Genomic DNA, 25219 nt, shown 5'->3' on the forward strand with positions numbered 1-25219 from the left:
CAATGGCAAGGATTATTGTGGCGGATGATTCGGAGGATATTTGTAGACTGCTGAAGAGGGCACTGGAAAAGGACGGGCATTTTGTGACGGTAATGTATGACACCCTGACTTTGGATGAACGGCTTTGCAGACAGGCGGAATTGATAATCCTGGATGTTATGATGCCCGGTGAGGACGGCGTGGCGGCCTGCGCCAGAATCCGTTCGTACACGGACTGCCCCATCCTGTTTCTCACGGCCAAAGGGGAAGACGCGGATGTGTTATACGGGCTGGGGGCAGGCGGGGATGACTATCTCACAAAGCCTTTCAGCCTTCCCCAGCTGCGGGCCAGAGTGGAAGCCCATCTGCGCAGGCAGCAGCGTGTCCCGGTATTCCGGTTTGTTTCGGGCACCCTGCATTTTGATCTGCAGGCTAAACAGGTATCTGTAAAGGAGCAGGAGCTGCCCCTCACAAAAAGTGAATACCAGCTTTGTGAAACCCTGGCAAGGCACCCCGGCCTGGTGTATACGAGGCAGCAGCTTCTGGAAGAAGTATGCGGCTACGACAGGGATTCCGGGGAAGCAGCGGTAACGGAGCATATTAAAAATCTGCGCGCCAAGCTGGCGGTCTGTGATCTGGCGCCTATTGAAACCGTATGGGGGATAGGATACCGATGGAATGTGGAAAAGGCGTGAGCCTGATACGGATATTGATTAAATATATGCTTTTTTGCGGATTGTTTTGCTGCCTTATTGTGCTGCTGTTCTGGTGCGGTATAAACCTGATGGTAAGTACGGGAATTGCATATCCTGCCAATGCAGGGGAACAGATGGCGGCGGAAGCGGTACGGATTATGGAAAAAGAAGGGATCCGCACAGAGTTGATTCCCCCTTTATGCGGCTATGCCATATGGGAAAATGACGGGCTGGCGGAAACCAACCTGAATGAAAAAGACAAGGCTGCGGCGGTTACCTACCGCGATACCGGCAGAAATACCAAAGGCTGTTATCATGTGAAGGTAGAACGGGATGGAAAAGAGGCAGTCCTGCAGTATCGTTACCGGATGGAATTAAGCAATCCCAAGGGAAGGGCGGTCATTCACGGCCTGGAAAAGGGGTATCTTCTGTTTTGGGGACTGCTTTTGGTGCTTGTCCTGGGGCTTACTACCCGCCATTATGTAAAGGTATTCCGGAAAAAGCTGTCGGTATTGCAGAATGCCGCCCTCAGCCTGTCCCGGGGAGAACTGGAGGAACCCTTCGGAAAATCGGGAATCAGAGAATACGATGAGATCATGCAGTCCATGGAAACTTTGCGTACGGCGCTGCGGGAGTCTCTGCAGGAACAATGGAAAATGGAACACAGCAGGATATTCCAAACCGGTGCGCTGCTCCATGATTTAAAGACGCCGCTTACCGTAATCAGCGGCAATGCCCAGCTTCTGGAAGAAACAGTGCTGACAGAGGAACAGAGAGAATATCTGGACGCCATCCTCAAGAATACGCAGGCAGCAGGCGGTTATCTGGAAAGGCTGAAAAAAATGACCAGGAATATCTCAGAGGGTGCAGAAAGCAGACAGCGGGTGCCGGGAGAACAGCTGCAGCAGGAAATTTTTAACGGGGCGGAAGAGATCGCCAGGGTGTTCGGTGTGATTGCAGAACGGCAGGGGACACAACTGCCGGATCTGGTATTGGCCAGACAGGATGTATGCCGGGCGGTTTTAAACATTATCAGAAATGCGGCGGAACATACCCCGCAGGGAAAGCGGATAGGCATCCGCTGCCTGTGGCAGGCTCCGTGTCTGGAGATCCGGGTGTGGGATGAGGGACCGGGATTCTCTCCCCGTGCGCTGCAGCATGCCCTGGAACCCATGTTTACCGAAGGAGAAAGCCGGCCGCAGGAAGGGCATATGGGGATTGGCCTTTCCTTTGCCAGGGAGGTTGCCGCCTCCCATCGGGGCGAAGTGCTGACGGAAAATACACCGGAAGGCCATGGAAGGGTTATCTTCCGGATACAAGCTGGAATCGGAAATGAATAAGGTCTCCCCCTATTCCCACGGGCGGAAAGAAAGGAAACGGAAACGATGAATAAATGGATATTCGGATTAACGGGAGCGGCCGGTGGCCTGACTGCGGCCGCAGCAGTACACCGGGGACTTTTACGGAAAGAACAGGAACTTCTCATCCCTCCGGGAACTATGGTGGAGGTGAACGGCCGCAGAATGCATGTATATGGGGAAGGTCCGGCAGACAGGACATTACAGGAGACCTGCCAGGGAGACGCGGCCGGCTGCAGGGATATACACAGCAGGAAAAAGGTTACCCTGGTATTTCTGTCCGGCGGAGGAACACCGGCGCCGGTTTATGATTTCCGTCCCCTTTACCGCAAGCTTTCCCCCTGGTACCGCTGCGTGGTGGTGGAAAAAGCAGGCTATGGCTATTCGGATATAGACAAATGCGGCAGACGGCTGGAGGGGATGCTGGAGGAAACCCGCCTTGCCCTGCGCCTGGCCGGTGAGAAAGGACCCTTTGTACTTGTCCCCCATTCCATGTCCGGACTGGAAGCACTTTACTGGGCGCAGCGTTATCCCGCGGAGATTCTGGGAATTGCAGGGCTGGATATGGCCTTTCCCAAGGTTTATGATTATCTGAAAACACCCCCGGCCCTTATGAAGCTGCCGGGACTGATCAGTATATTCGGAATACACCGGTGTCCCTTCTTTCAGCTGGTAAAGCATGACGGCCTGACACAGGAAGAATACCGGCAGGCCAGGCTTCTGGCCGGCAGGAATTTCATGAATCCAGTTATTATGGAGGAATGCTGCTGCATACATGCAAATGCAGCGACCGTGAGAGAACACGGAAGGCCGCATGTACCTTTCCTTATATTCTGTTCAGATGGAAAGGATTTGGGTAAGTTCTGGGTACCTCTCCAAAAGAAATATGCGGAAAAACTGGGCGGCGAATTCCTTCCGTTTTCCTGCGGCCATTACCTCCATTATTATAAAGCGGCGGAAATTGCGGAAGCCATCCGTGCCTTTGTGAAAAAAATATAACAGTTCAGGCCGGTCTGTACATTTACCGCGCAGACGGCAAGAAAGCACAGCGGAAACAGGCATAACACAAAAAGGCCCTTTTAACAGGGCCTTTTTGGCGGATAGTGCATCCCGCGGGTACACACTCTAGTTCCCGAAAATCTGTTTCCGGTATTTATGTAAAGCCAGTGCCAGCAGCAGTCCCAGAATGCCGCAGGAAATGATTTCCCCAGCCGTCACTGTCAGGAAGGAGAACCAGAGAGGTTCCAGGCCGTAGGCATATTTCAGGACCAGAGGGACGATTACCGCATTGGCGGCAATAGGAGGCAGTACGGCAAGGAAACGGTTGGAGCGCAGCCTGCGCGTACCCAATGCGCCGATAAGCGTGGCGAGGGAACCGAAAATAATATCCGGAATCGCGCATCCCGTAAGGATATTGCTGATAAGACAGCCGATAAATAATCCGGGAATCCCGGCAGCGGTGAAAACAGGCAGAATGGTAAGTGCCTCAGAGAAACGGACCTGCACGGCATAGTTGGCAAGGCCGAAAGCGTTGGCCACAAAGGTGAGCACAACATAAATAGCGGCAATCATAGCCGCCTGGGTCAGGAAGTGAATGTTCTTCTTTTGCATTATTCTTTTCTCCTCTAGTTTTGTTTTTCTGCCGCCTTATGGCGGTTGGGTCAGGAAGGTTTCGAACTGACCAATGAGGCTGCGGATTCCAGTGGTTTAGAGAATTTGCAGCTTTTTTAGTATAACAGGAAAAAGGGAAAAGTCAAGGGCTGACTTTAAACCCGGTGCCGTTTGCCGCACAGGGCAGCACCGTGTTCGGTTTAACAAAAGCCAGACCTTCATTCCTATAGGAATAAAGGCCTGGCTCTTTTCAATTTCGTAAGATCTATTCGCACACACAATCAAAGTAAATCGGAACGATATTTTGCCAGCAGCTTCTGAATCTTTTCGTTGGGATCCAACAGGTCGCTGATAGAGGTATCATGGTTCAGCGTATCGATTAGGTAGGCAACATATTTACTCATATTGCAGTTAATATACCAATCCCTTTCAAGAAGCTCGGGAGTCTGGTATATCAGGTTGGTGGTGAGGACGCGGTCGATTATGCCGTCTTTGAAGGCTTTGTCGAAGCCTTCCAGTCCGTTGGTAAAAAGGCCGAAGGTGGAACAGATAAAGATTTTGCGGGCCTTGCGTTTCTTTAAGGCGGCGGCAACCTCCAGTACACTTTCTCCGGAGGATATCATATCATCGATGACGATCATGTCCTTGCCTTCCACATCGGATCCGAGGAATTCATGGGCAACTATGGGATTGCGGCCGTTTACAATCTTTGTATAATCCCGGCGTTTATAGAACATGCCCATATCCAGGCCCAGAACGTTGGCGATATAGATAGCCCGTCCCATGCCTCCTTCATCGGGGCTGATTACCATCATGTGGTCGGAATCAATCTGCAGATCCTTCTGGTTGCGGAGAAGGTTTTTGATGAACTGGTAGGCGGGCTGTACGGTTTCAAAACCGTGGAGAGGGATGGCATTCTGCACTCTGGGATCGTGGGCATCAAAGGTTATGATGTTGTCCACACCCATTTTTACCAGTTCCTGAAGAGCGATGGCACAGTCCAGGGATTCGCGGCTGGAGCGTTTGTGCTGTCTGCTTTCATATAAAAAGGGCATGATGACATTGATCCTTCTGGCTTTGCCTCCTACGGCAGAAATAATACGCTTCAGATCCTGGAAATGATCATCGGGGGACATATGGTTTTCGTGGCCGCAGAGGGAATAGGTCAGGCTGTAATTCACCACGTCCACAAGAAGATAAAGATCCATACCACGCACGGATTCCAGAATAACACCCTTTCCTTCGCCGGTACCGAAACGCGGCACTTTGCTTTGCAGGATATAGGAATCACGCTGATAACCGGAAAAAGCAAGGCTGTTTTTGTGCTCGCTTTCTCTTTCCTGACGCCATTTAACAAGATAGTGGTCTACCTGTTCTCCGAGAGTTTTGCAGCCTGCCAGAGAAATAATGCCAAGAGAGCCTGCAGGGATTGTTTCTAGGTTTCTTTTTTCTTCCGCCATGGAATAGATCCTCACTTTCTGTAGGTTAATCTTTTTTTGTACATTCGGATATCCTGTCCTGTCAGCTTGCAAAGCTCAAAATTACTGGTTATCCTTGAAAAAATTCTGTCCTGATAACGTTCCTTTAATTCGGGAAGAGAAAGATTGGTGGAAATAATCATGGATTTCCTGCGGATTAAACGTTCATTCAGGCATGTAAAAAGACGGGACACATTATAAGGAGTATTTTGTTCTGTCCCCAGGTCGTCAATGACCAGCAGGTCACAATCATATAAATCGTTATATAAGTAATCCAGGTTTTCCTGGTTCTTATAATCATAAGCGTTGCGGGAAAGGGTATCAAAAAGACTGGAGGCACTAAAATATATGACAGAATGTCCGTCTTCAATACATTCCTTGGCAATACAATTGCTCAGGAACGTTTTTCCGCTTCCAACTGTTCCGTAGAGGAAAAGGTTACTTTCCGATTGCTTGAAGGTATGGGCAAAATCCTTACACACTTTAACCGCTAACTGATAAGCTGACAGATCTTCCCCCTTAAAATAAGCAAAAGACATGGTATCAAAATTTTCTTTATCCAGGACTTCCTTCAGATTGGACTGCTGGTAAAGTAATTCTATTTCAGCCTGCCGGAAGCAGTGGCATTTTATACCGTTGACATAACCCGTGTCCTGACAGTCGGGGCAATCAAAAATAGGCTCCAGATAATCAGAGGGCAGCCCTGCATCGCAAAGAAGCTTTATTTTATCATTGGTGAGCTTATGGAGCCGTTCTTTAAGCTCTGTAAGGGCGTTCATGTCGCCATTGAGCAGCTTTTTTCCCTGTGCCACGGACAGAGTGGCTACGGATTCATCCAGATTCCGGTAACCGGTAACGTGATTATAGACATAATGAAGCCGTTCATCCCGTAAATGACGGTTTTTGGTTTGCCTCTGCTCATACAGCCTCATGATGGAATTATATTGGGTATTTGTTAACGCCACGGCTGTTCTCCTTTATATAACGGGTTCAGTTGCGCAGAAGTTCCTTCTCCAGAGCTTCATAATCGTAATCATTATGCATAAAGCGGTTATACTTGTCAATAGAACGGTCCGATGCGGGTTTGGCAGCGGGCTTGGCCTTCTGGAAGCCTTCATCCAGCTTGGCAATATCGGCTTTGTGATGCACTCCCGCTTCCTTCCAGGAGGCGAGGATCTTGTCCGCATATTCAAAACGGTGCCTGTCGGTGGCCAGGACGGTTCTTTCGCAGGATTCGATGATAATCTCTGTCTCAAAGGCATAATCCTCACGCCAGCGGCGGATAAACTCCGCTTCCTTTCTGGTGGGGGAATTGGTTTTACCCAGGGCATTCATAATGGTATAAACACATTTGTCATAACGGCTGGCATGCCCCTCCGCCTCCACAGGGGTGGAGATATTGGCTTCGGCCCAGCTGATGGCGACCTTTTCGATATAACGGAAATCCTTTTTGCCCCGTTCCACACAGTACTGGAGCAGATAATCAATCAAATCATCTGAAAAATGCAGATGATCGGAAAAGAAAAGGATGGATTTCATATCGGAAGGGCTTAAGGTCCTGCCCAGATATTGTTCGGCAATAAAAAGAAGCTGGGCGGTAGAGTCCTTCTCCTGAAAGGCTTTCAGCTCGTCCAGGGAATAAGAAGGCTTGGCAAAGGCCGGCGGAGCCGCCTGGGGAACCTTGTTTTCCTCCTTGGAAAGGGAGGACGGCACATTAAGAGCCTCGGCCTTGGCAGCGGGCTTTTGGGCGGGGACTTCTTCTTCCGCGTTCTTCTCTTCCTGACGCGGCAGCAGGGAAACCACGGGCGTCTTAGGTGCGCCTGGCGCTTCTTTGTCCGCCAGCTCCAGGAGATGAATGCCAATCAGGTTTTTATCAGTATCATATTCAAGAGAAAGCACCCTGCACTTTTCCCAGTATTTCAATGCCCGCATCACATCTTTTTCCGTGTGGTTGAAGACATCTGCAATCCCGGAAATACTGAAGGTACAGCCGGCATTCATCATGCGCAAAAGATACAGATATATTTTCAGCTGGGCATCGTTTGCTTCCGCCATATATTCGTCGATAAAGCGGTTGGATACGATGGTCGCGTCAATATAGTTATCCTGGTAAATCCTCAGACAACTCATAATCTCACCTATTTCTTCTATTTTTCTATTTTAAGCAAATGCATTATATCATAAGGGTGTGGAAAAAGAAACAGTCAAAATGCCGAAAAACCTTGTAAATACTGGATTTGCAGGAAATGTGGAAAATGTGGATAATGTGGATTATATGTGTGAGGGTACGGAAAACGCGGGATAACAAAAAACAAATATCCACACTTTTCATACACATGAAAAATGTGGATATTGTGGATAACTATTTGTTAAGGAGGTTTTCTCCGATATTTACAACGTCTCCGGCCCCCATAGTTATCAACAGGTCGCCGGGGGTACAATTTTCCAGAATAAATTTTTCTATCTCCTCAAAATCCGGGAAATAATGACATTCCGTTCCTGAATTCACGATAATTTCCTGCAGGGAACGGGAGCTGATACCCAGCGTATCCGTCTCCCGGGCGGGATAGATATCTGCAAGAATGACCTTATCTGCCAGAGAAAGGGCGTGGGCGAATTCGGGAAGGAAGGCCTTGGTCCTGGTATAGGTGTGAGGCTGGAAAACGCACCAGAGGGTCTGATGGGGATAATTTCTGGCGGCTTTTAAGGTTGCGGTAATTTCTGTGGGATGATGTGCATAATCATCTACTATAGTAATGCCTTCCACGCAACCCTTGTACTCAAAACGGCGATCCGTGCCGGTGAACTTCGTCAGGGCGCGGGAAGCCGCTTCCATATCGATACCCAGATAATCGGCCAGCGCCAGTGCGGCCAGTGCATTGAGGATATTATGTTCCCCGGGAACGCCCAGAGTGACCCCCACATCCGGGCCGCCACGGCGGTGCAGGGTGAAGGACGCATGGGCCGTTTCATCATGGCTGACGTTGTCATAAGAATAATCACAGGATGGATTGGAGCCAAAGGTGAGGACCAAACAGCCGAGTCCCCGGGTGATTTCTTCATAGGCAGGGATATCCCCGTTTATTATCAGCAGCCCGTCTTCAGGCAGCAGCTGTGCAAACGAACGGAAGGAGGAACGGATATCGTCCAGATCCCGGAAGAAATCCATATGGTCTTCTTCTATATTAAGTATAATGCCGATTCTGGGGAAAAAGCTTAAAAAGCTGTTGGTATATTCGCAGGCCTCCGTTACAAAAAGATCGGACTTGCCTACCCGGATATTCCCCTGGATGGCTTTCAGGATACCGCCCACGGAAATGGTGGGATCGGTACCTGCTTCCAGCAGTATTTCCGTAATCATGGAAGTGGTGGTGGTTTTGCCGTGGGTACCGCTGACGCCGATGGGAGTTTTGTAATTACGCATCATCTGCCCCAGAAGCTGTGCACGTGTCAGGCTGGGAAGCCCCAGTTCCTCCATGGCGGTATATTCCGGATTGTCTTTGTGGATTGCGGCAGTATAAACGATTAAATCGATATCATTGGTTATATTTTCACGGCGCTGCCCATAATGAACCACAGCCCCCTGTTTTTCCAGAAGTTCGGTAAGAGATGATTTTTTAGCGTCGGAACCGGATACACGGAAGCCTTCGGAAAGAAGAATTTCTGCAAGGCCGCTCATGCTGATGCCGCCGATGCCGATAAAGTAAATGTGAACCGGATGATTGAAATCTACTTGATACATAGGGATACCCTTCCTGTTAATTATTTGGACAAAACGATCTGCCATCAGCCATTTACGCCCTCTACTGACAGTGTACGCAAAGTAAGCAGTCTTTGTTCATTCTGATATGTATTATACGCATTCATGCAAAAAAAACCAATAGGCAATTACAAAATCAAAAGCCGCCAAAAGGAATTTTTGTCGAAATAGCGCATATTTTGTGAAAAATAGAAGAAAGATGCATAAGAAACACCTGGTATATGTTATATAAAATACATAATAGAAGAAAAGTTAATGTTTTAAATATGTTAAATATATACAAAATTTAAAAAATGGGCGAAGAAAGAAATTGTAAAAGATTATTCACTTTTGTACAAGCATGTGTTATAATCTTATTACGTTATATACGTAAATCTATGCAGAATGTGGATGCAGAAACATGAGGTGATGACATGATTAAGAAAGAAATGATTGCTATGCTGCTTGCTGGTGGTCAGGGAAGCAGGCTGGGCGTATTGACTTCCAAAGTGGCGAAACCTGCCGTGTCCTTCGGCGGCAAGTACCGGATTATTGATTTCCCATTGAGCAACTGTATTAATTCAGGCGTGGATACCGTAGGTGTACTAACCCAGTATCAGCCCCTCAGGCTGAATACCCATATAGGAATCGGTATTCCGTGGGATTTGGACAGGAATATAGGCGGTGTCACGGTACTTCCTCCTTATGAAAAGAGTGAGAACAGTGAATGGTATACAGGAACAGCCAATGCCATCTATCAGAATATTGACTACATGGACAGCTACAATCCGGATTATGTACTGATTCTGTCAGGGGATCATATTTACAAGATGGACTATGAAGTCATGCTTGATTTCCATAAACAGAATGGTGCCGAATGCACCATCGCGGTAATGCCCGTACCGATGGAAGAAGCGAAGCGTTTTGGTATTGTCATCACAGACGAGAACAGCAAGATAGTGGATTTCGAAGAGAAACCGGAGAGTCCCAGAAGCAATCTGGCCTCCATGGGAATTTACATATTTAATTGGAAAACCCTGAAAGAAGCACTGATAGCCAGAGCGGATCAGCCCAATCTGGATTTTGGAAAACATGTCATTCCTTACTGTCACGAGAAGGGGGCACCCATGTATGCCTATGAGTTCAACGGATACTGGAAGGATGTTGGAACTCTGAATTCCTATTGGGAAGCCAATATGGAGCTGATAGATATAGTACCGGAATTCAATCTGTATGAAGAGTATTGGAAAATATATACAAAGAGCGAGATCCTTCCGCCTCAGTACATAGCTCCCGACGGGGTAATAGAGAGAAGTATTATCGGTGAAGGATCGGAAATATGCGGAAAGGTTTATAATTCCGTAATCGGATGCGGCGTTACCATAGGGAAGGATACGGTAGTCCGCGATTCCATTATTATGAATAATACGGTTATCGGCAGTAATTGTGAGCTGAATAAAGCCATTATTGCAGAGAATGTACTGGTTGGCGACAACGTTAAGATGGGAATGGGCGAGGAAGCCGACAATGATATCGCACCTCATATTTACAACAGCGGCATTGTTACTGTGGGAGAAAAGAGTATCATACCCAAAAACATCCAAATCGGAAAGAATACGGTGGTGTTTGGAGAGACGGCCGATACGGATTACCAGGCAGGCATTCTTGCAAGCGGCAAATCTTTAATTAAGGCAGGTGACGAAAATTGAGAGCGATAGGAATAATTTTAGCAGGCGGCAATAACCACAGAATGAAGGAATTATCCCAGAAAAGAGCTATTGGAGCGATGCCTATCGCGGGCAGCTACAGGAGCATTGATTTTTCCCTCAGCAATATGTCCAATTCCCATATCCAGAAGGTGGGCGTATTTACCCAGTACAATGCCAGAAGCCTGAATGAGCATCTGAATTCCTCCAAATGGTGGGATTTCGGACGTAAGCAGGGCGGGCTGTTTGTTTTTACCCCTACGGTAACGGCGGACAACAGCTACTGGTACAGAGGAACCGCAGATGCCATATATCAGAACCTGTCTTTTCTGAAGAGCAGCCATGAGCCTTATGTGGTAATTGCATCCGGTGACTGCGTATATAAAATGGACTATAACAAAGTCCTGGAATATCATATTGAGAAAAAGGCCGATATCACGGTAGTGTGCAAGGACATGCCTGTCGGTGCCAATGTGGAACGGTACGGTACCGTGAAGATGAACGAAGACTGCAGAATTGAGGAATTTGAGGAAAAGCCGATTGTAGCCAAGTCCAATACGATTTCCTGCGGTATTTATGTAATCAGGCGCCGTCTGCTCATTGAAATGATTGAGCGCTGTGCCATGGAGGACAGATACGATTTCGTTAAGGATATCCTGATCCGTTACAAGAACCAGAAACGGATTTATGGATACAAGATTAAGGAATACTGGAGGAATATCGCATCGGTAGAGGATTATTTTTCCACCAACATGGATTTCCTGCAGCCGGAGATCCGGAATTATTTCTTCAAACAATATCCGGACATTTATTCCAAGGTGGACGACCTGCCTCCCGCCAAATACAATGTGGGCGCCAAAGTCAGCAACAGCCTGATTTCCAGCGGATGCATCGTAAACGGTACGGTGGAGGATTCCGTCATATTCAAGAAATCTTTCGTGGGGAACAACTGCTATATTAAGAACTCCATTATCTTAAATGACGTTTATATCGGTGATAATACACACATCGAGAACTGCATTGTGGAAAGCAGGGATACTATCCGGGCCAATACTTTCTATAAAGGGGAAGACGGAATTAAGATTGTGGTAGAGAAAAACGAGAGGTATGTCATCTAAAGATTAAAGGGGGAATCTCAAATGAAGATTACAGACGTGCGTGTGCGGAAAATCACCAAAGAGGGAAAGATGAAGGCCATCGTATCTATTACAATTGATGATGAATTCGTCGTTCACGATATCAAAGTAATTGAAGGAGAGAAGGGGTTGTTTATAGCAATGCCCAGTAAAAAGGCTACGGACGGTGAGTACAGGGACATTGCTCATCCGATTAATCAGGCAACGAGAGAAAATATCCAGAATATTATTCTGGGCAGGTATGAGAAGGCGCTGCTGGAACCGGATGAAGGGATTTGATTTTGGGGCGGGAATGCTACTGCATTCCCGCTTTTTTTCATAGGTATGATTGTTCGTAAGGATTCAGCAGGTAAGCGGGAACGTAAATAGGCTTACCCGCTTTGCTGCAACAGTTACGGTGATATCCGGGACCGGTGGGTTCCTGTATGGGAGGAGAAAGAATATGCTGAAAGGCGGGCAGAAGAGGAGAGACAGGACAGGGAAAAGCAGGACAGCGCTGATTCTCTCAGTTATTTTACTGCTAACAGGGTTGGTGCAAGGATGCGGCAATAAAATGGCAGGGGATTTTGCCGGAGACGGAGAGCGAAATCCCAGCCAGGTTTTTGATGCCTTTGCCAGGGATCTGTTTGCGGAACTGGCATCCCAGGATGAGATAACACTAAATTTCACGCTGGCGGATCCGCAGGCCTATGGGATTACGGAGGCGGATTCTGCTTTTGGATCCTATTCTTTGGAAGCAATAGAGAGCAGCAGGGAACAGGACAAAGAGATACGGGAAGCTTTGAAGAAGATGAAGGAAGAAGAACTGACGGAGGAACAGAGGCTGACCTATCGGATTTTGATGGAAATACTGAAAGAGGAGGATGCCGGAAAAGGCCTGGAATTATATGAAGAGCCTTTAAATGCCGTTACGGGGACGCATCTGACATTGCCGGTATTGCTTGCGGAATACCGTTTTTATGGAAAGGAGAGTGTGGATACCTATCTGGGGCTGCTGGAACAGATTGATGTATATTACGGGGAGCTTCTGGATTTTGAAAGGAAGAAAGCGGAAGCGGGCCTGTTCATGAGTGATCGTATGGCGGATCAGGTAATTGCAGCCTGCCGGGCTTATCTGGGAGAGGCGGAAGGCTCTCAGCTGGATCAATCCTTTCAGGAGCGGCTGGAAGAGGTGCCGGGAATAAGCGGGGAAGAAAAGGAGGTTTATCTTGCGGAAAACAGGAGGCTTCTGGACGCGCATTTTATTCCCGCTTATAAAAAACTGGCGGAGGGGCTGGAGGCTTTGAAGGGGAGCGGAACCAATGATTTAGGGCTCTATTATTACCCGGAAGGGCGTACCTATTATGAATACCTGGTGGAGCACAGCATCTATCCTTCTTTTACCACGGTAAATGAACTGCGTCAGGCGGTGGAAGAACAGCTGGAGGCAGATTTGGACGCCATGTATTCCGTCCTTTACCGCTCGCCGGAGCTTGCGGAGAAATTCGGACAGTATTCCTTCAGCAGTGAGGATCCCCCCGTTGTCCTGGAAAGCCTGCAGAAGGCAATGACAAAGGACTTTCCGGAACTGCCGGAGACTGCGTACCGTATTAAGTATGTGCCGGAAAGCCTGGAGGAGAGTATGAGTCCCGCCTTTTATCTGGTACCGCCCATGGACAGGCCACAGGAAAATGTAATTTATATTAACCGGGGGAGCGGTGATTATGATATCTATATTCTTCTGGCCCACGAAGGGTTTCCGGGCCATCTGTATCAGAATGAGTATTTCCGGAGAAAAGAGGCGCAGGAGCTGCGTTATGCCCTTTCCTTTTCCGCATACGCAGAGGGCTGGGGGACATATGCGGAAAACTGCTCGTATCTGTTTGACGGAAACGGACTGGAAAAGGGAATGGGTGAGGTTTTGGCACGGAACAGTTCCATTACCAAAGGGCTGTATGCATTACTGGATATCCGCATTCATTACGAAGGCTGGGACAGGAAGGAAGCAGCCGATTTTATCAGACAGTTTTTTGACATTGACGATGCTGCTGCAGATGAAATATATGACAGTTTACTTGCGGATCCTTCAAATTACCTGTTGTATTATACCGGGTATCTGGAGATTGTACGGATGAGGGCGGAGGCGGAAGAGGTACTTGGGAGTGCGTTTCAGGCAAAGGAATTCCACCGCTTCCTGCTGGATATGGGGCCTGCGCCATTTGGAGTGATCCGGGAATATTTTGAAGAATGGCTGGAAGCGGAAGAAAAGGACGAAGGAGGGCGGAAGGCCGCATGAGGGTGGCGAAACAGATACCATTCGCGGCTGTTACAATTCACGGCCCCTTGTGCCGCCCGCCCTGTGTAAAACGCCCTGTGTTAAAAAGAAAAAGTGGTTGACTTTCATTTTAGGCAATGCTAAGATACAGGTAAGTCGGATATCCGCAGCAGGCTGTGTGGTATCCAACCTTCGCGGCAGTCGTTAAGCGAACCTGTTTGTGTATTCGTTGGTTCGTTGCCCGCGGGAATAAAGAAAAGCGATGAAGGAAAGAGTAGCCTTAAGGCAGCGTAACCAGAGAGAAGGGCAGCAGCTGGAAGCCCTTTTACGTATGAAAGAGGTGAAGACCATTCCGGAGCCGCCATGTGAAGGCTGTGAATCAGAGATAAATGTGGCCGTATATCCGCGTTAAGGATTAGGATTTGTAAGAATCTGAAGTGAAAAGTTAAGGTGGAACCGTGCATAACAGATTGATATGGAATCCGGGAATACAGGAGCCGGCAGGATAGGGCTTTATGGATTGGGATTTTTATAGATGGATGCACCCTTAGAAGAACAGGAAGGACTGTTTTTCTGAGGGTGTTTTTTTAATGTATTCTATTGGGAACCTGTTGCAGGAGTAGAAAGGAGAGAAAGAAATGGAAGTTATTTTGAAGAACGGGATGCTCGGAGAACAACAATTTGAGGAAAAGGAAGGCGCTGCCACGTTCAGGCATACGACTTCCCATATTCTGGCGCAGGCGGTAAAACGTCTGTACCCGGATGTAAGGCTTGCTATCGGGCCCGCTATTGATGACGGGTTCTATTATGATTTTGAGTTCAGCAGCCCTATATCCAGCGATGATTTCACGGCGATTGAAAAAGAAATGAAGAAGATTGTGAAGGAACGCCTGGCGCTGGAACGCTTTACCCTTTCCAGAGAGGATGCACTGGCACTGATGAAGGAAAGAAACGAAGCGTATAAGGTGGAACTGATAGAGGATTTGCCGGAGGATGCGGTAATCAGCTTTTATAAGCAGGGAGATTTCGTGGATTTGTGCGCCGGCCCCCATCTTGCCAACACCGGATATGTAAAGGCCTTCAAGCTGACCAGCCTGGCAGGGGCTTATTGGAGAGGCAGTGAAAAGAATAAGATGCTCACCAGGATTTACGGGACCTCTTTCCCGGATAAGGATCAGCTGGCGGCTTACCTTACCAGGATGGAGGAGGCCAAAAAAAGAGATCACAGAAAGCTTGGAAAAGAGCTGGGGCTGTTTACCCTCATGGAGGAGGGGCCGGGCTTCCCGTTCTTTCTGCCCAAGGGAATGATTCTTAAAAATACGCTGGTGGATTACTGGAGACGGCTTCATGAAAGGGAAGGTTATCAGGAAATTTCCACACCGATCCTGCTGAACCGGAAGCTGTGGGAGACTTCCGGACACTGGGACCATTACAGGGAGAATATGTATACCACGACTATTGATGACGAAGAATTTGCGGTGAAACCCATGAACTGTCCGGGGGGTATGCTGGTTTACAAATCCCAGCCCCGATCCTACCGGGATCTCCCGCTGCGTGTGGGAGAGCTGGGGCTTGTCCACCGCCACGAAAAATCCGGCCAGCTTCACGGGCTGATGCGTGTGCGCTGCTTTACCCAGGATGATGCCCATATTTTTATGACAAAGGAACAGATTACCGGGGAAATCAAAGGGGTCATGAGGCTGATTCATGAGGTATACGGCAGGTTCGGCTTTTCCTATCATGTGGAGCTTTCCACCCGCCCGGAAAACAGCATCGGAAGCGATGAGGACTGGGAACTGGCGACCGAAGGGCTGCGCCGTGCGCTGGATGAGACCGGAACGGTTTATGTGGTAAATGAAGGAGACGGCGCATTTTATGGGCCTAAAATCGACTTCCATCTGGAGGATTCCATTGGGAGGACCTGGCAGTGCGGTACGATCCAGCTGGATTTCCAGCTGCCGCAGCGGTTCGGGGCGGAGTATATGGGCGCGGATGGGGAAAAGCATCGCCCGATTATGATTCACCGGGTGGTGTATGGTTCTATCGAGCGTTTCATCGGTATCCTGATAGAGCATTATGCAGGAAAGTTCCCGGTATGGCTGGCCCCGGTACAGGTAAAGGTGCTTCCTATCTCTGAGAAATTCTTTGCGTACGCCGGAGAGGTGCTGTCAGCACTGAAAGAAGCGGGGATTCGGTGTGAAATGGATAACCGGGATGAAAAGATCGGATATAAAATCCGCAGTGCCCAGATGGAAAAGGTACCTTATATGCTTATTATCGGCCAGAAGGAAGAAGATGGCGGTACGGTTTCCGTGCGCAGCAGGGACGAAGGGGATTTGGGAAGCCGTAAGCTGGAGTCCTTTGTACAGAAGGTGGTTTTAGAAGCAAAAGAGTAAGAAAGAAATTTCCCTGCCGGGGCCTGGTGACAGGCCGGGCAGGGAAATTTGATTTGATTGGCGGAGTCCATCCGTCAGGCAGCCGTATTGTTAAGGAAGTACACGGATTTCATCCGGGTTGGTCTGGGCGGGGATGCTTAAGGTAGCGATCTGGTACCAGACCAGGATTCTGTTTCCGGGCTGCAGCACGGAATGTTCCAGTTCCCTCTTGCCGTCCATTGTTTTAACCGGGGTATCCTCGCGGATGAAGCAAATCAGATCCTGATCGGTAGTGATGCTGAGAGTGCCGTCCGGGTCGGCAGTGACTTCGGTAATGACCGCATAGGTGGGAACCATCATATCTTCGGGAATCTCACAAAAGATCACATCGGCGTTGGACATAGGAGGCAGGCTTCTGGTCATGATCGGGCTGACATAGGCATAGAGCATTTCTCCCGGCTGCAGACTTTCCAGTGTTTTTTCCCTGCCGTCTTCTGCTGTCAATATCAGGGTATCTTCATGGATAGTAAGGACAATGGTGGAATAGGGATCGTCCTGGTTGTCGTTGGAAATGGTAACCTGGCTGCCGTTTATTTCCGTCACCGTGCCGTAAACACGGATGGAAGAAGGCGCTTCGGTTTCCGGAAAGGCTGCCGTATCCTGGGAGGAACTGCCGGCAGGGGATTCATCGCTCATGCCGGAGGCTATATGAAGGGTTCCGGGTTCCATTCCGTCCTCTTCCAGCCGGGCAAGCATTTCTTCCGCCTCCTGCTGTGTTTCAAATTCCCCCACAACCACCAGATATTTTCCGTCCTGGGTTTTTACCAGGCTGCTGTCCTCTGTGGGAAGGGCTTCCCGGAAGTGGGCGGTCTCTTCACCGCCTTCCATTTCAGCGGAGGAAAGGTAATAGATTTCCCTTATTTCATCGGGGATATCGTTATAGTTGAGGGTCAGCTCCACATAGCCGTCCTGGCTGTGATCCGCAATCTGGTATCCCATGTTAACAGGAAGCTCCACGACAAAACTTACGGCGGAGTCGTCCAGAAGAATACTGCGATAGACATCTTTTACCAGATCGGATTCCAGAAGAGGTTTGCTGATAGCTTCGAAATCAAAATCGCGTACATCATAAAGGGTGAAAACAAGACGGTGGGGAGCCCATTTTTCATCTATCCGGTAAGCCTTGTTCTCCCGGGAGGAATCCTTAGGCGTGCTGCAGGGGATCCGGTAGCTTTCCGGTTCCTGTACCTCTACGGGCGGTTCGTCGGAAAAGGCCTGGGGTGTTACCGGCGTGTCGGAGGAGGAACGGGCGGGGGACGGCGTGTTGGCATTATCCCCGGCGTTTCCGTCCGCAAAGGGGAATACCTGTGCGAATACCACCAGACACAGGCATGCGGCGGCCAGAGAGCCGATACCGGTAATCCATTTTTTTGCCGTATATTTTTGTCCCCGGTCCAGTCCGGTCCGAATGGCATCGGAAAGGGAATCGGGCAGGGGGATGTTATTGTAGTTTTCTTTTCCTTTATTCATAACTGTAGCTCCTTTCTGGGGGGTGTCAGACCGAAACGGCTTCTTTTAATTTGCCGATGGTGCGGTAAAGCCGGGTTTTCACCGTGCTTTCCGGCAGTTTCATGGTTTCCGCTATTTCCCGGAAGCTTCTGTCCTCAAAATATTTCAGGATGATCAGTGTTTTTTCTTCGGGGTTTAAGGTATTCAGCGCCTGATATAAATCCAGGCGGTCGTCTATGGAAAGCTCCTCCGGCTGTTCGGTGAACGTGTCGTCAGGAACAACAAATTCATATTTTTTCTGTTTTTTCAATAAATCATAAGCACAATTAATGATAATCCGGCTCATCCAGGTATCGAAAAATTCCGGTTTTTCCAGTTTGTTCAGATGGATAAAACCTCTGTAGGTAGCTTCCGATAGGATATCCAGCGCGTCGTGCTCATTTTTGACATAACAGAAAGCGAGACGATAAAATTTTGCCTTTCCGTTTTCCATATACTGTGCGAATTGCTTCTTAGTTAAATGTTGGCTCATGTGCCCCACCTTCTTTCATGAATCTTGTTTTTTAGCCCTTTACACTCATTAGACTTCCCAGGAAGGAAAAAAGTTTGCGCAAAACGAAAAAAAATGATAAAAGTTAGTATAGCATATTTTACACAGAGGGGGAAAGGAACGGACAGGCATGAGATTTATTATTTCACCGGCGAAGAAGATGAATGTGGATACGGATACGATGGAGATCGGAGGGCTTCCGGTTTATTTGGAAAAAGCGGGGGCGCTTTTGGAATGGCTTAAAGGGAGGAAGCCGGAGGAACTAAAGGAGCTTTGGAAGTGTAATGATAATATTACCGCTTTAAATTATGAAAGAATACGGTCGATGGATCTGGAAAAGGGGCTGACACCGGCGCTTTTATCTTATGAGGGGATTCAGTACCAGTATATGGCCCCGCGGGTTTTTGCGGACGGGGAATGGGCTTACGTGCAGGAGCATGTGCGGATTCTTTCAGGGTTTTATGGGATTTTGAAACCGCTTGACGGTGTGGTGCCTTACCGGCTGGAGATGCAGGCCAAGGGGAATCCCGGAGGAGTTGGGAACCTGTATGATTTCTGGGGGAATCTGCTGTATGAGGAGCTGGAACGGGAGACGGATTGTATCGTGAATCTGGCTTCCAGGGAGTATTCCCGGTGTGTGGAAGGCCGGATCGGGAAGGGGATGGAGTATATTACCTGTGTTTTCGGGGAAGAAAAAGAAGAAGGACGGAAGGCGGAAGGAAACGCGGGGAAAAAGAAGGGGCAGGGAATCCCGGTGATCCAGAAAGGGACGCAGGCGAAGATGGCCCGGGGGGAGATGGTGCGGTTCGCGGCGGAAAAAAATATCAGGGACTGGAGAAAGCTGAAGGATTTCCGCGGGCTTGGTTATACTTACAGGGAGGAATATTCTTCCGGGGATCAGCTTGTATTTGTAAAAAAGAAGGAGAACCGGGACGGCGGATGGGATACCGGTATTTGACAGCGGTACAAACAGGCATTAAACTAAACATATGGCAGAAGCGGGAAGGAAACGGAAATCATGTATGTAATAGCAGGTCTTGGAAATCCGAAGCGGGAGTATGAGAACACCCGGCATAATGTAGGATTTGATATGATAGATGCCCTGGCAGATAAATATGGGATACGGGTGATTGAGAGGAAGCATAAGGCTCTGGTCGGCAGGGGATATATTGACGGGAGAAAGGTTGTGCTGGCAAAACCGCAGACTTTTATGAATCTGAGTGGTGAAAGCATCCGTGAGATCATAGATTATTATAAGGTAGATCCCCGGACGGAGCTGATCGTGGTATGTGATGATATCAGCCTGGATTTGGGACAGCTGCGTATCCGGAAAAAAGGAAGCGCCGGCGGACATAACGGTTTGAAAAATATTATTGCCCATCTGGGTACGGATGGTTTTGCCCGGATTAAGATGGGCGTGGGAAACAAGCCGGAGGGCTATGATCTGGCGGATTATGTGCTGGGTCATTTCACCGGCGGGGAACGTAAAATTATGGACGAGTGCATCGCTCTTGCGGTGGAGGCTTCCGTCACCATGATGGAGAAGGGGCCGGACGAGGCCATGAACAGATTTAATGGAAAGCGGGCAGGCGGGGAAAAGTAGATGAATGCAATTACAGCGCCGTTACGGGAACTGGCGGAATTTGAAGAAGGGCAGGCACTCTTGAAAAAGCAGGGGGCCTGTATCGGATTTACAGGCTGCGTGGATTCCCAGAAGCTTCATATGGCATATGGACTCAGCGATGGTTTCCGGTACAAAATCATCGTTACTTTCAGTGACCTGAAGGCAAGGGAAATATTTGAGGATTATCAGTTTTATGACAGGGATGTGACCTGGTATCCGGCAAAGGATCTGATTTTTTACCAGGCGGATATCCACGGGAACCAGCTCGTGACGGAACGGATGAAGGCGCTTCGGAAGATCATGGAGGGGAAACCGCTGACGGTCATCACTACCTTTGCGGCCTTGATGTCCCCCCAGGTCCCTCTGGAGGAGATAGCCGCTTCCGTTATCCATATTGATGCGGACAGCAGCCTGGACGAAAGCGGGCTTGCCCGCAAACTATCTGAAATGGGATATGAGAAAAATTACCAGGTGGATGCACCGGGGCAGTTTTCCATCCGGGGCGGTATCATAGATATTTTTGATCTGACGGAGGAGAACCCGTACCGTATTGAGCTGTGGGGAGAAGAAGTGGAATCCATCCGCAGCTTTGATCTGCTCAGCCAGCGGAGCGTGGAAAAGCTGGACGAAGTGGATATTTATCCGGCCACGGAAATGATGCTATCTGCGGCGCAGAAGGAAAACGGACTCCGTCTGATTGAAAAGGAAGCAAAGGAATTCGGGGATAAGCTGCAGGCATCCTTTCTGACGGAGGAGGCCCATCGGGTAAGGACCCAGGTAAAGGAGCTGCGGGAGCAGGTATTGGAATTTTCCCAGATCACCAACCTGGAGAGCTATATCCGGTATTTTTATGAGGATACGGTTTCTTTCCTGCGCTTTTTCCCGGCAGGGGAAAGCTGCATCTTTATTGATGAGGCGCTTCGGGTGAAGGAACATGCGCTGGCAGTGGAGATGGAATTCCGGGAAAGCATGGGGCACCGGCTGGAAAAAGGGTATATTCTTCCCCGGCAGGCGGACCTTCTATATGGCTGGGAGGTGACGGCGGGTTTCCTTCAGAACGGCAGGACGGTGCTGCTCTCCTCCATGGACAGTAAGAATGCGCTGCTGAAGCCGCAGAGGAAGTTTGATGTCAATGTAAAAAGCATGTCTTCCTATAACAGCAGCTTTGACGCACTGGTTTCCGATTTGAAAAGATATAAGAAAAACGGATACCGGGTGCTGCTGCTTTCCGGTTCCCGTACCAGGGCAAGGCGTCTGGCGGAGGATCTGCAGGAACAGGGGCTGAACAGCTTCTACAGCGAGGACGGGGAACGGGAGGTAATCCCGGGAGAGGTGATGCTTTTTTACGGACATGTGAAGAGAGGGTTTGAATATCCTCTCCTGAAGTTCGTGGTGATCACCGAGAGTGATATTTTCGGAGCACAGAAGAAAAAGAAAAAGCATAAGAAAAAATTCGAAGGACAGAAAATCAACGACTTTTCCGAGCTGCGTATCGGTGATTATGTGGTGCATGAAAGCCATGGCCTGGGTATTTACCAGGGGATAGAAAAGGTGGAGGTGGAAAGGATTGTAAAGGATTACATCAAAATATCTTACCGGGACGGCGGGAACCTTTACGTGCTGGCTACCGGCCTGGATGTGATCCAGAAATACGCTTCCTCCGACGCGGCGAAAACGCCCAAGCTGAATAAGCTGGGAACCCAGGAATGGCACAGGACCAAAACCAAGGTACGAAGCGCCGTGGATGAAGTGGCAAAGGATCTGGTGGAGCTGTATGCCGTAAGGCAGCAGCAGGAGGGCTATCCTTATTCCCGGGATACGGTGTGGCAGAAGGAATTCGAGGAATGCTTTCCTTTTGAGGAGACGGATGATCAGCTGGCCGCTATCGCCGCTACCAAGGAGGATATGGAAAGCTACCGTATCATGGACCGTCTGATATGCGGGGATGTGGGTTACGGAAAAACGGAAATCGCCATCCGGGCGGCATTTAAGGCCATACAGGATGGGAAGCAGGTGGCTTTTCTGGTGCCCACCACGATTCTGGCCCAGCAGCATTATAATACCTTTGCCCAGAGGATGAAGGATTTCCCGGTACGGATCGATCTGATGTCCCGATTCCGTACCCCGTCGGAGCAAAAGAAAACCGTGGAGGATCTGCGCAAGGGCCAGGTGGATATTGTCATCGGAACCCACAGGATCCTGTCGTCCGATATCCAGTTTAAGGATCTGGGGCTTTTGATCATCGACGAGGAGCAGCGCTTCGGCGTCACCCATAAGGAAAAAATAAAGAAAATCAAGGATAACGTGGATGTGCTTACGCTGACCGCCACGCCGATCCCCAGGACCCTGCACATGTCCCTGGTGGGCATCCGGGATATGAGCGTCCTGGAGGAACCGCCCAGTGACAGGCTTCCCATCCAGACCTTTGTCTGTGAATACAATGAAGAAATGGTGCGGGAGGCCGTTGTCAGGGAGCTTACCCGGGGCGGGCAGGTATATTATGTATATAACCGGGTCCAGACAATTGCGGATGTGGCCGCTGTCCTGCAGGAGCTGGTTCCGGAGGCGACCGTGGCGTTTGCCCACGGGCAGATGAAGGAGCATGAGCTGGAACGGATCATGTATGATTTCATCAACGGGGAAATTGATGTGCTGGTGGCGACCACCATTATCGAAACCGGTCTGGATATCTCCAATGTGAATACCATGATCATCCACGATGCGGATCAGCTGGGGCTTTCCCAGCTTTATCAGCTGAGAGGGCGGGTAGGGCGATCCAACCGGACCTCCTATGCCTTCCTGATGTATAAGCGGGATAAGATGCTTAAGGAAATTGCGGAAAAAAGGCTCTCTGCCATCCGGGAATTTACCGATCTTGGCAGCGGTTTTAAAATTGCCATGCGGGATCTGGAAATCAGGGGGGCGGGCAATCTTCTGGGACGAAAGCAGCACGGGCATATGGAAGCGGTAGGCTATGATCTGTACTGCAAGATGCTCAATGAAGCCGTGAAGAACCTGAAAGGGGAGAAGAGTATCGTGGATTTCACCACCACCGTGGAACTGGAGGCGGATGCCTTTATCCCTCCTTCCTATATTGTGAACGAACAGCAGAAGCTGGATATTTACAAGCGGATTGCCGGTGTGGAAACCCATGCCGAAAGTGAAGATATGAAGGAAGAGCTGCTGGATCGGTTCGGAGAGGTTCCCAAGTCGGTGGAGAACCTGCTGCGTATTGCCCTGATCCGGGTGCTGGCCCATGAACTGTATATCACGGAGGTCAAGGGAAGAAACGGGGAATTAAAGCTTACCATGCGTCCCGATGCCGCCATACGGGTGGAAAATATCCCGACAATCCTGGAAAAGCATAAAAAGAAACTCACCTTCAGCGCCAGGGGGACGCCGGTTTTCTTATACCGTTACAAGAAATGCGGCGTTGTGGAAAAGGATGCAGAAAACCTGATACGGCTTACCGAAGAGCTGCTGGGGGATATGATGCAGATTCTGACCTGATGAAGCATGTTTCCATTCCCGGGAAACGGGAGACGGTCGGCAGCAGATAAAACAAAACGAAAGGGTAAGGTAACAGTTCAGTTCGGTCTGAAGTGTTGCCGAGGAGGATTGGCATGAAAAAGGTACTTGTCGTAGTTGACATGCAGAATGATTTTATTGACGGCTCTCTGGGGACCGCGCAGGCGCAGGGAATTGTGGACAAGGTAATCGGTAAAATCAAATCGTATCCGGCAGATTGTATTTATGCCACCAGAGATACGCACGGAGAGGATTACCTTGCGAGCAGCGAAGGAAAGAACCTTCCGGTGGTACATTGCGTAAAGGGGAGCAGAGGATGGGAAATCCGTTCCGAAATCGCGGAGGCTATGCCGGAGGCGGTAATTGTAGATAAGCCTTCCTTTGGATCCATGGATCTGGTAAAGCTTCTGTGCACGGAAAATGAAAAAGAGGAACTGGCAATCGAACTGGTGGGACTCTGTACGGATATCTGCGTGGTATCCAACGCCATCCTGCTTAAAAGCTTTCTGCCGGAAAACCGTATCATCGTGGATGCCGCCTGCTGTGCAGGGGTGACGCCGGAAAGCCATGAAGCCGCGCTTCTTACCATGAAAATGTGCCAGATCATGGTGGAAGGGTAAGAAAAGCGATGAAAATCATATATCAGATCGGTATTATTTTTTCTATATGCTGGGTGAGCCAGATTGTGGAGGCGCTGCTTCCCTTTGCTTTCCCGGCGAGCGTGATAGGAATGGTGCTGTTGTTTGTGCTGCTGGCCTTCAGGGTGCTGAAGGTGGAGCATATCCGGGAAAAATCGGATTTCCTGCTGGCGAATATGGCCTTTTTCTTTGTGCCCGCCGGCGTGAGCATCATCAATTATTTTGAGGTGCTTCAAAGCACGGTGTGGAAGCTTCTGATCATCTGCCTGCTCACCACCATTCTCACTTTTGCGGCCACAGCCGGGAGCATCCGGCTGACTCTGAAGCTGATGGCTTTAAGAAAAGGGGGGAACGGAAATGGCTGAACTGACATCCTCCCCCTTTTTCGGCATAGCTCTGAGCATTCTGGCTTTTTCCATCGGTGTGCGGATTCAGAAAAAAACAGGGCTTGTGGTGTGTAATCCGCTGATAATTGCCATTGTTCTGGTTATCGGCGTGCTGCTCTTGTTCCGGATTCCTTATGAGGCTTATAAGGAAGGCGGGAGTATTATCAACATGTTCCTTGCACCGGCTACAAGCTGTCTGGCAGTTTCCGTTTATACAAGGGTGGAGCTGCTGAAGAAGAACTGGCTTCCCATTCTGGTGGGCTGTACGGTGGGCGCCCTCACTTCCATGGGAAGTGTCTATCTGCTGTGCCGGCTTTTTGGCCTGGATGAGGCGCTGACCAACTCCCTTATCCCCAAATCGGTGACAACCCCCATTGCGGTGGGGATTTCCGAAAGCCATGGGGGAATGGTGCCGGTCACGGTGGTTGCAGTAATCATAACAGGGATTATGGGCAGTATCCTGGCCCCCTGGCTGATCCGGGTTTTCCGGGTTACGGATTCCATGACCGCGGGGCTGGCTATCGGCGCCTGCAGCCATGCGGTAGGTACCTCCAAGGCTATTGAGCTGGGGGAAACCGAAGGGGCTATGAGCGGTCTTGCCATTGGCATCTGCGGGATACTGACGGTACTGTTTTCTTTGATTATGGGGTGAT

22 protein-coding genes are annotated in these 25219 nt (G+C 49.4%); 15 read left to right on the forward strand and 7 right to left on the reverse strand.

The features are described 5' to 3' along the window. The first annotated feature begins 2 nt into the window (after positions 1 to 2). Genes DXA36_RS07365 through DXA36_RS07375 form a run of 3 tightly spaced genes read left to right on the forward strand, consistent with a single transcriptional unit; the run spans position 3 to position 3031 of the window. A complete protein-coding gene (locus DXA36_RS07365; RefSeq protein ID WP_118677851.1) occupies positions 3 to 674 on the forward strand; it encodes a response regulator transcription factor in 672 nt (223 codons plus the stop codon). Beyond that, positions 653 to 2014, forward strand: a complete 1362-nt coding sequence (locus tag DXA36_RS07370; protein ID WP_182478969.1) for a sensor histidine kinase — start codon at positions 653 to 655, stop codon at positions 2012 to 2014. Before DXA36_RS07365 ends, DXA36_RS07370 begins: the two co-directional genes overlap by 22 nt. Before the next feature lie 45 nt (positions 2015 to 2059). Beyond that, positions 2060 to 3031, forward strand: a complete 972-nt coding sequence (locus tag DXA36_RS07375) for an alpha/beta fold hydrolase (RefSeq protein ID WP_118677855.1) — start codon at positions 2060 to 2062, stop codon at positions 3029 to 3031. 126 nt (positions 3032 to 3157) lie between these two features. Here the strand turns inward: DXA36_RS07375 and DXA36_RS07380 are convergent, their stop codons facing one another. The 5 genes from DXA36_RS07380 to murC all read right to left on the reverse strand — a co-directional run bounded on the left by DXA36_RS07380 (position 3158) and on the right by murC (position 8863). Further along, a complete protein-coding gene (locus DXA36_RS07380) occupies positions 3158 to 3643 on the reverse strand; it encodes a QueT transporter family protein (RefSeq protein WP_118677857.1) in 486 nt (161 codons plus the stop codon). Positions 3644 to 3924: 281 nt separating this feature from the next. Continuing rightward, positions 3925 to 5103: a ribose-phosphate pyrophosphokinase gene (locus DXA36_RS07385; protein WP_118677859.1), complete on the reverse strand. Its 1179-nt coding sequence runs from the start codon at positions 5101 to 5103 to the stop codon at positions 3925 to 3927. Positions 5104 to 5114: 11 nt separating this feature from the next. Continuing rightward, the gene (locus DXA36_RS07390) at positions 5115 to 6086 is read right to left on the reverse strand and encodes an ATP-binding protein (RefSeq protein WP_118677861.1); all 972 of its coding nucleotides are present in this window, start codon (positions 6084 to 6086) and stop codon (positions 5115 to 5117) included. 25 nt (positions 6087 to 6111) lie between these two features. Beyond that, positions 6112 to 7251, reverse strand: coding sequence for a DnaD domain protein (locus DXA36_RS07395; protein ID WP_118677863.1), 1140 nt, complete (start codon positions 7249 to 7251; stop codon positions 6112 to 6114). Between the two features lie 232 nt (positions 7252 to 7483). Further along, positions 7484 to 8863 (reverse strand): UDP-N-acetylmuramate--L-alanine ligase, encoded by a 1380-nt coding sequence (gene murC, locus DXA36_RS07400; protein WP_118677865.1) that lies wholly within the window; start codon positions 8861 to 8863, stop codon positions 7484 to 7486. 431 nt (positions 8864 to 9294) lie between these two features. On the opposite strand from murC, the gene DXA36_RS07405 reads away from it, so the two are divergent. The 6 genes from DXA36_RS07405 (at position 9295) to thrS (ending at position 16352) form a co-directional block, all read left to right on the forward strand. After that, entirely contained in the window at positions 9295 to 10569 is a 1275-nt protein-coding gene (locus DXA36_RS07405) for a glucose-1-phosphate adenylyltransferase (RefSeq protein ID WP_118677867.1), read from the forward strand. Further along, positions 10566 to 11684 carry a glucose-1-phosphate adenylyltransferase subunit GlgD gene (glgD, locus tag DXA36_RS07410; RefSeq protein ID WP_118677869.1) on the forward strand — a complete coding sequence of 373 codons (1119 nt, stop codon included), beginning with the start codon at positions 10566 to 10568 and terminating at the stop codon, positions 11682 to 11684. The genes DXA36_RS07405 and glgD overlap by 4 nt, the downstream gene beginning before the upstream one ends. Positions 11685 to 11705: 21 nt before the next feature. Then, complete coding sequence (gene spoVG, locus DXA36_RS07415; RefSeq protein ID WP_118677871.1) at positions 11706 to 11981, forward strand: septation regulator SpoVG; 276 nt, start codon at positions 11706 to 11708, stop codon at positions 11979 to 11981. A gap of 163 nt (positions 11982 to 12144) precedes the next feature. Next, on the forward strand, positions 12145 to 13977 hold the full coding sequence (locus DXA36_RS07420; RefSeq protein ID WP_118677873.1) for a DUF885 domain-containing protein: 1833 nt from the start codon (positions 12145 to 12147) through the stop codon (positions 13975 to 13977). 241 nt (positions 13978 to 14218) lie between these two features. Beyond that, positions 14219 to 14368, forward strand: a complete 150-nt coding sequence (locus DXA36_RS32880; RefSeq protein ID WP_182478970.1) for a hypothetical protein — start codon at positions 14219 to 14221, stop codon at positions 14366 to 14368. 226 nt (positions 14369 to 14594) lie between these two features. Then, positions 14595 to 16352 (forward strand): threonine--tRNA ligase, encoded by a 1758-nt coding sequence (gene thrS / locus DXA36_RS07425; protein ID WP_118677875.1) that lies wholly within the window; start codon positions 14595 to 14597, stop codon positions 16350 to 16352. Positions 16353 to 16442: 90 nt separating this feature from the next. On the opposite strand, the gene DXA36_RS07430 is transcribed toward thrS, so the two are convergent. Together DXA36_RS07430 and DXA36_RS07435 are read right to left on the reverse strand one after the other, a co-directional pair. Then, on the reverse strand, positions 16443 to 17861 hold the full coding sequence (locus DXA36_RS07430) for an SPOR domain-containing protein (RefSeq protein ID WP_118677877.1): 1419 nt from the start codon (positions 17859 to 17861) through the stop codon (positions 16443 to 16445). Positions 17862 to 17886: 25 nt separating this feature from the next. Further along, positions 17887 to 18372: a sigma-70 family RNA polymerase sigma factor gene (locus DXA36_RS07435; RefSeq protein ID WP_118677879.1), complete on the reverse strand. Its 486-nt coding sequence runs from the start codon at positions 18370 to 18372 to the stop codon at positions 17887 to 17889. 148 nt (positions 18373 to 18520) lie between these two features. On the opposite strand from DXA36_RS07435, the gene yaaA reads away from it, so the two are divergent. From yaaA to DXA36_RS07465, 6 genes are all read left to right on the forward strand, one after another. After that, entirely contained in the window at positions 18521 to 19348 is an 828-nt protein-coding gene (yaaA, locus tag DXA36_RS07440) for a peroxide stress protein YaaA (protein ID WP_118677881.1), read from the forward strand. A gap of 60 nt (positions 19349 to 19408) precedes the next feature. Next, complete coding sequence (gene pth / locus DXA36_RS07445; protein WP_118677883.1) at positions 19409 to 19993, forward strand: aminoacyl-tRNA hydrolase; 585 nt, start codon at positions 19409 to 19411, stop codon at positions 19991 to 19993. After that, positions 19994 to 23524, forward strand: a complete 3531-nt coding sequence (mfd, locus tag DXA36_RS07450; RefSeq protein ID WP_118677885.1) for a transcription-repair coupling factor — start codon at positions 19994 to 19996, stop codon at positions 23522 to 23524. 113 nt (positions 23525 to 23637) lie between these two features. Continuing rightward, on the forward strand, positions 23638 to 24162 hold the full coding sequence (locus tag DXA36_RS07455) for a cysteine hydrolase family protein (protein ID WP_118677887.1): 525 nt from the start codon (positions 23638 to 23640) through the stop codon (positions 24160 to 24162). 8 nt (positions 24163 to 24170) lie between these two features. Next, a complete protein-coding gene (locus tag DXA36_RS07460; protein WP_118677889.1) occupies positions 24171 to 24545 on the forward strand; it encodes a CidA/LrgA family protein in 375 nt (124 codons plus the stop codon). After that, positions 24538 to 25218: an LrgB family protein gene (locus DXA36_RS07465; RefSeq protein WP_118677891.1), complete on the forward strand. Its 681-nt coding sequence runs from the start codon at positions 24538 to 24540 to the stop codon at positions 25216 to 25218. The genes DXA36_RS07460 and DXA36_RS07465 overlap by 8 nt, the downstream gene beginning before the upstream one ends. Position 25219: the final 1 nt, after the last annotated feature.

It is taken from the genome of Eisenbergiella sp. OF01-20 (assembly GCF_003478085.1).
Lineage (GTDB): Bacteria > Bacillota > Clostridia > Lachnospirales > Lachnospiraceae > Eisenbergiella.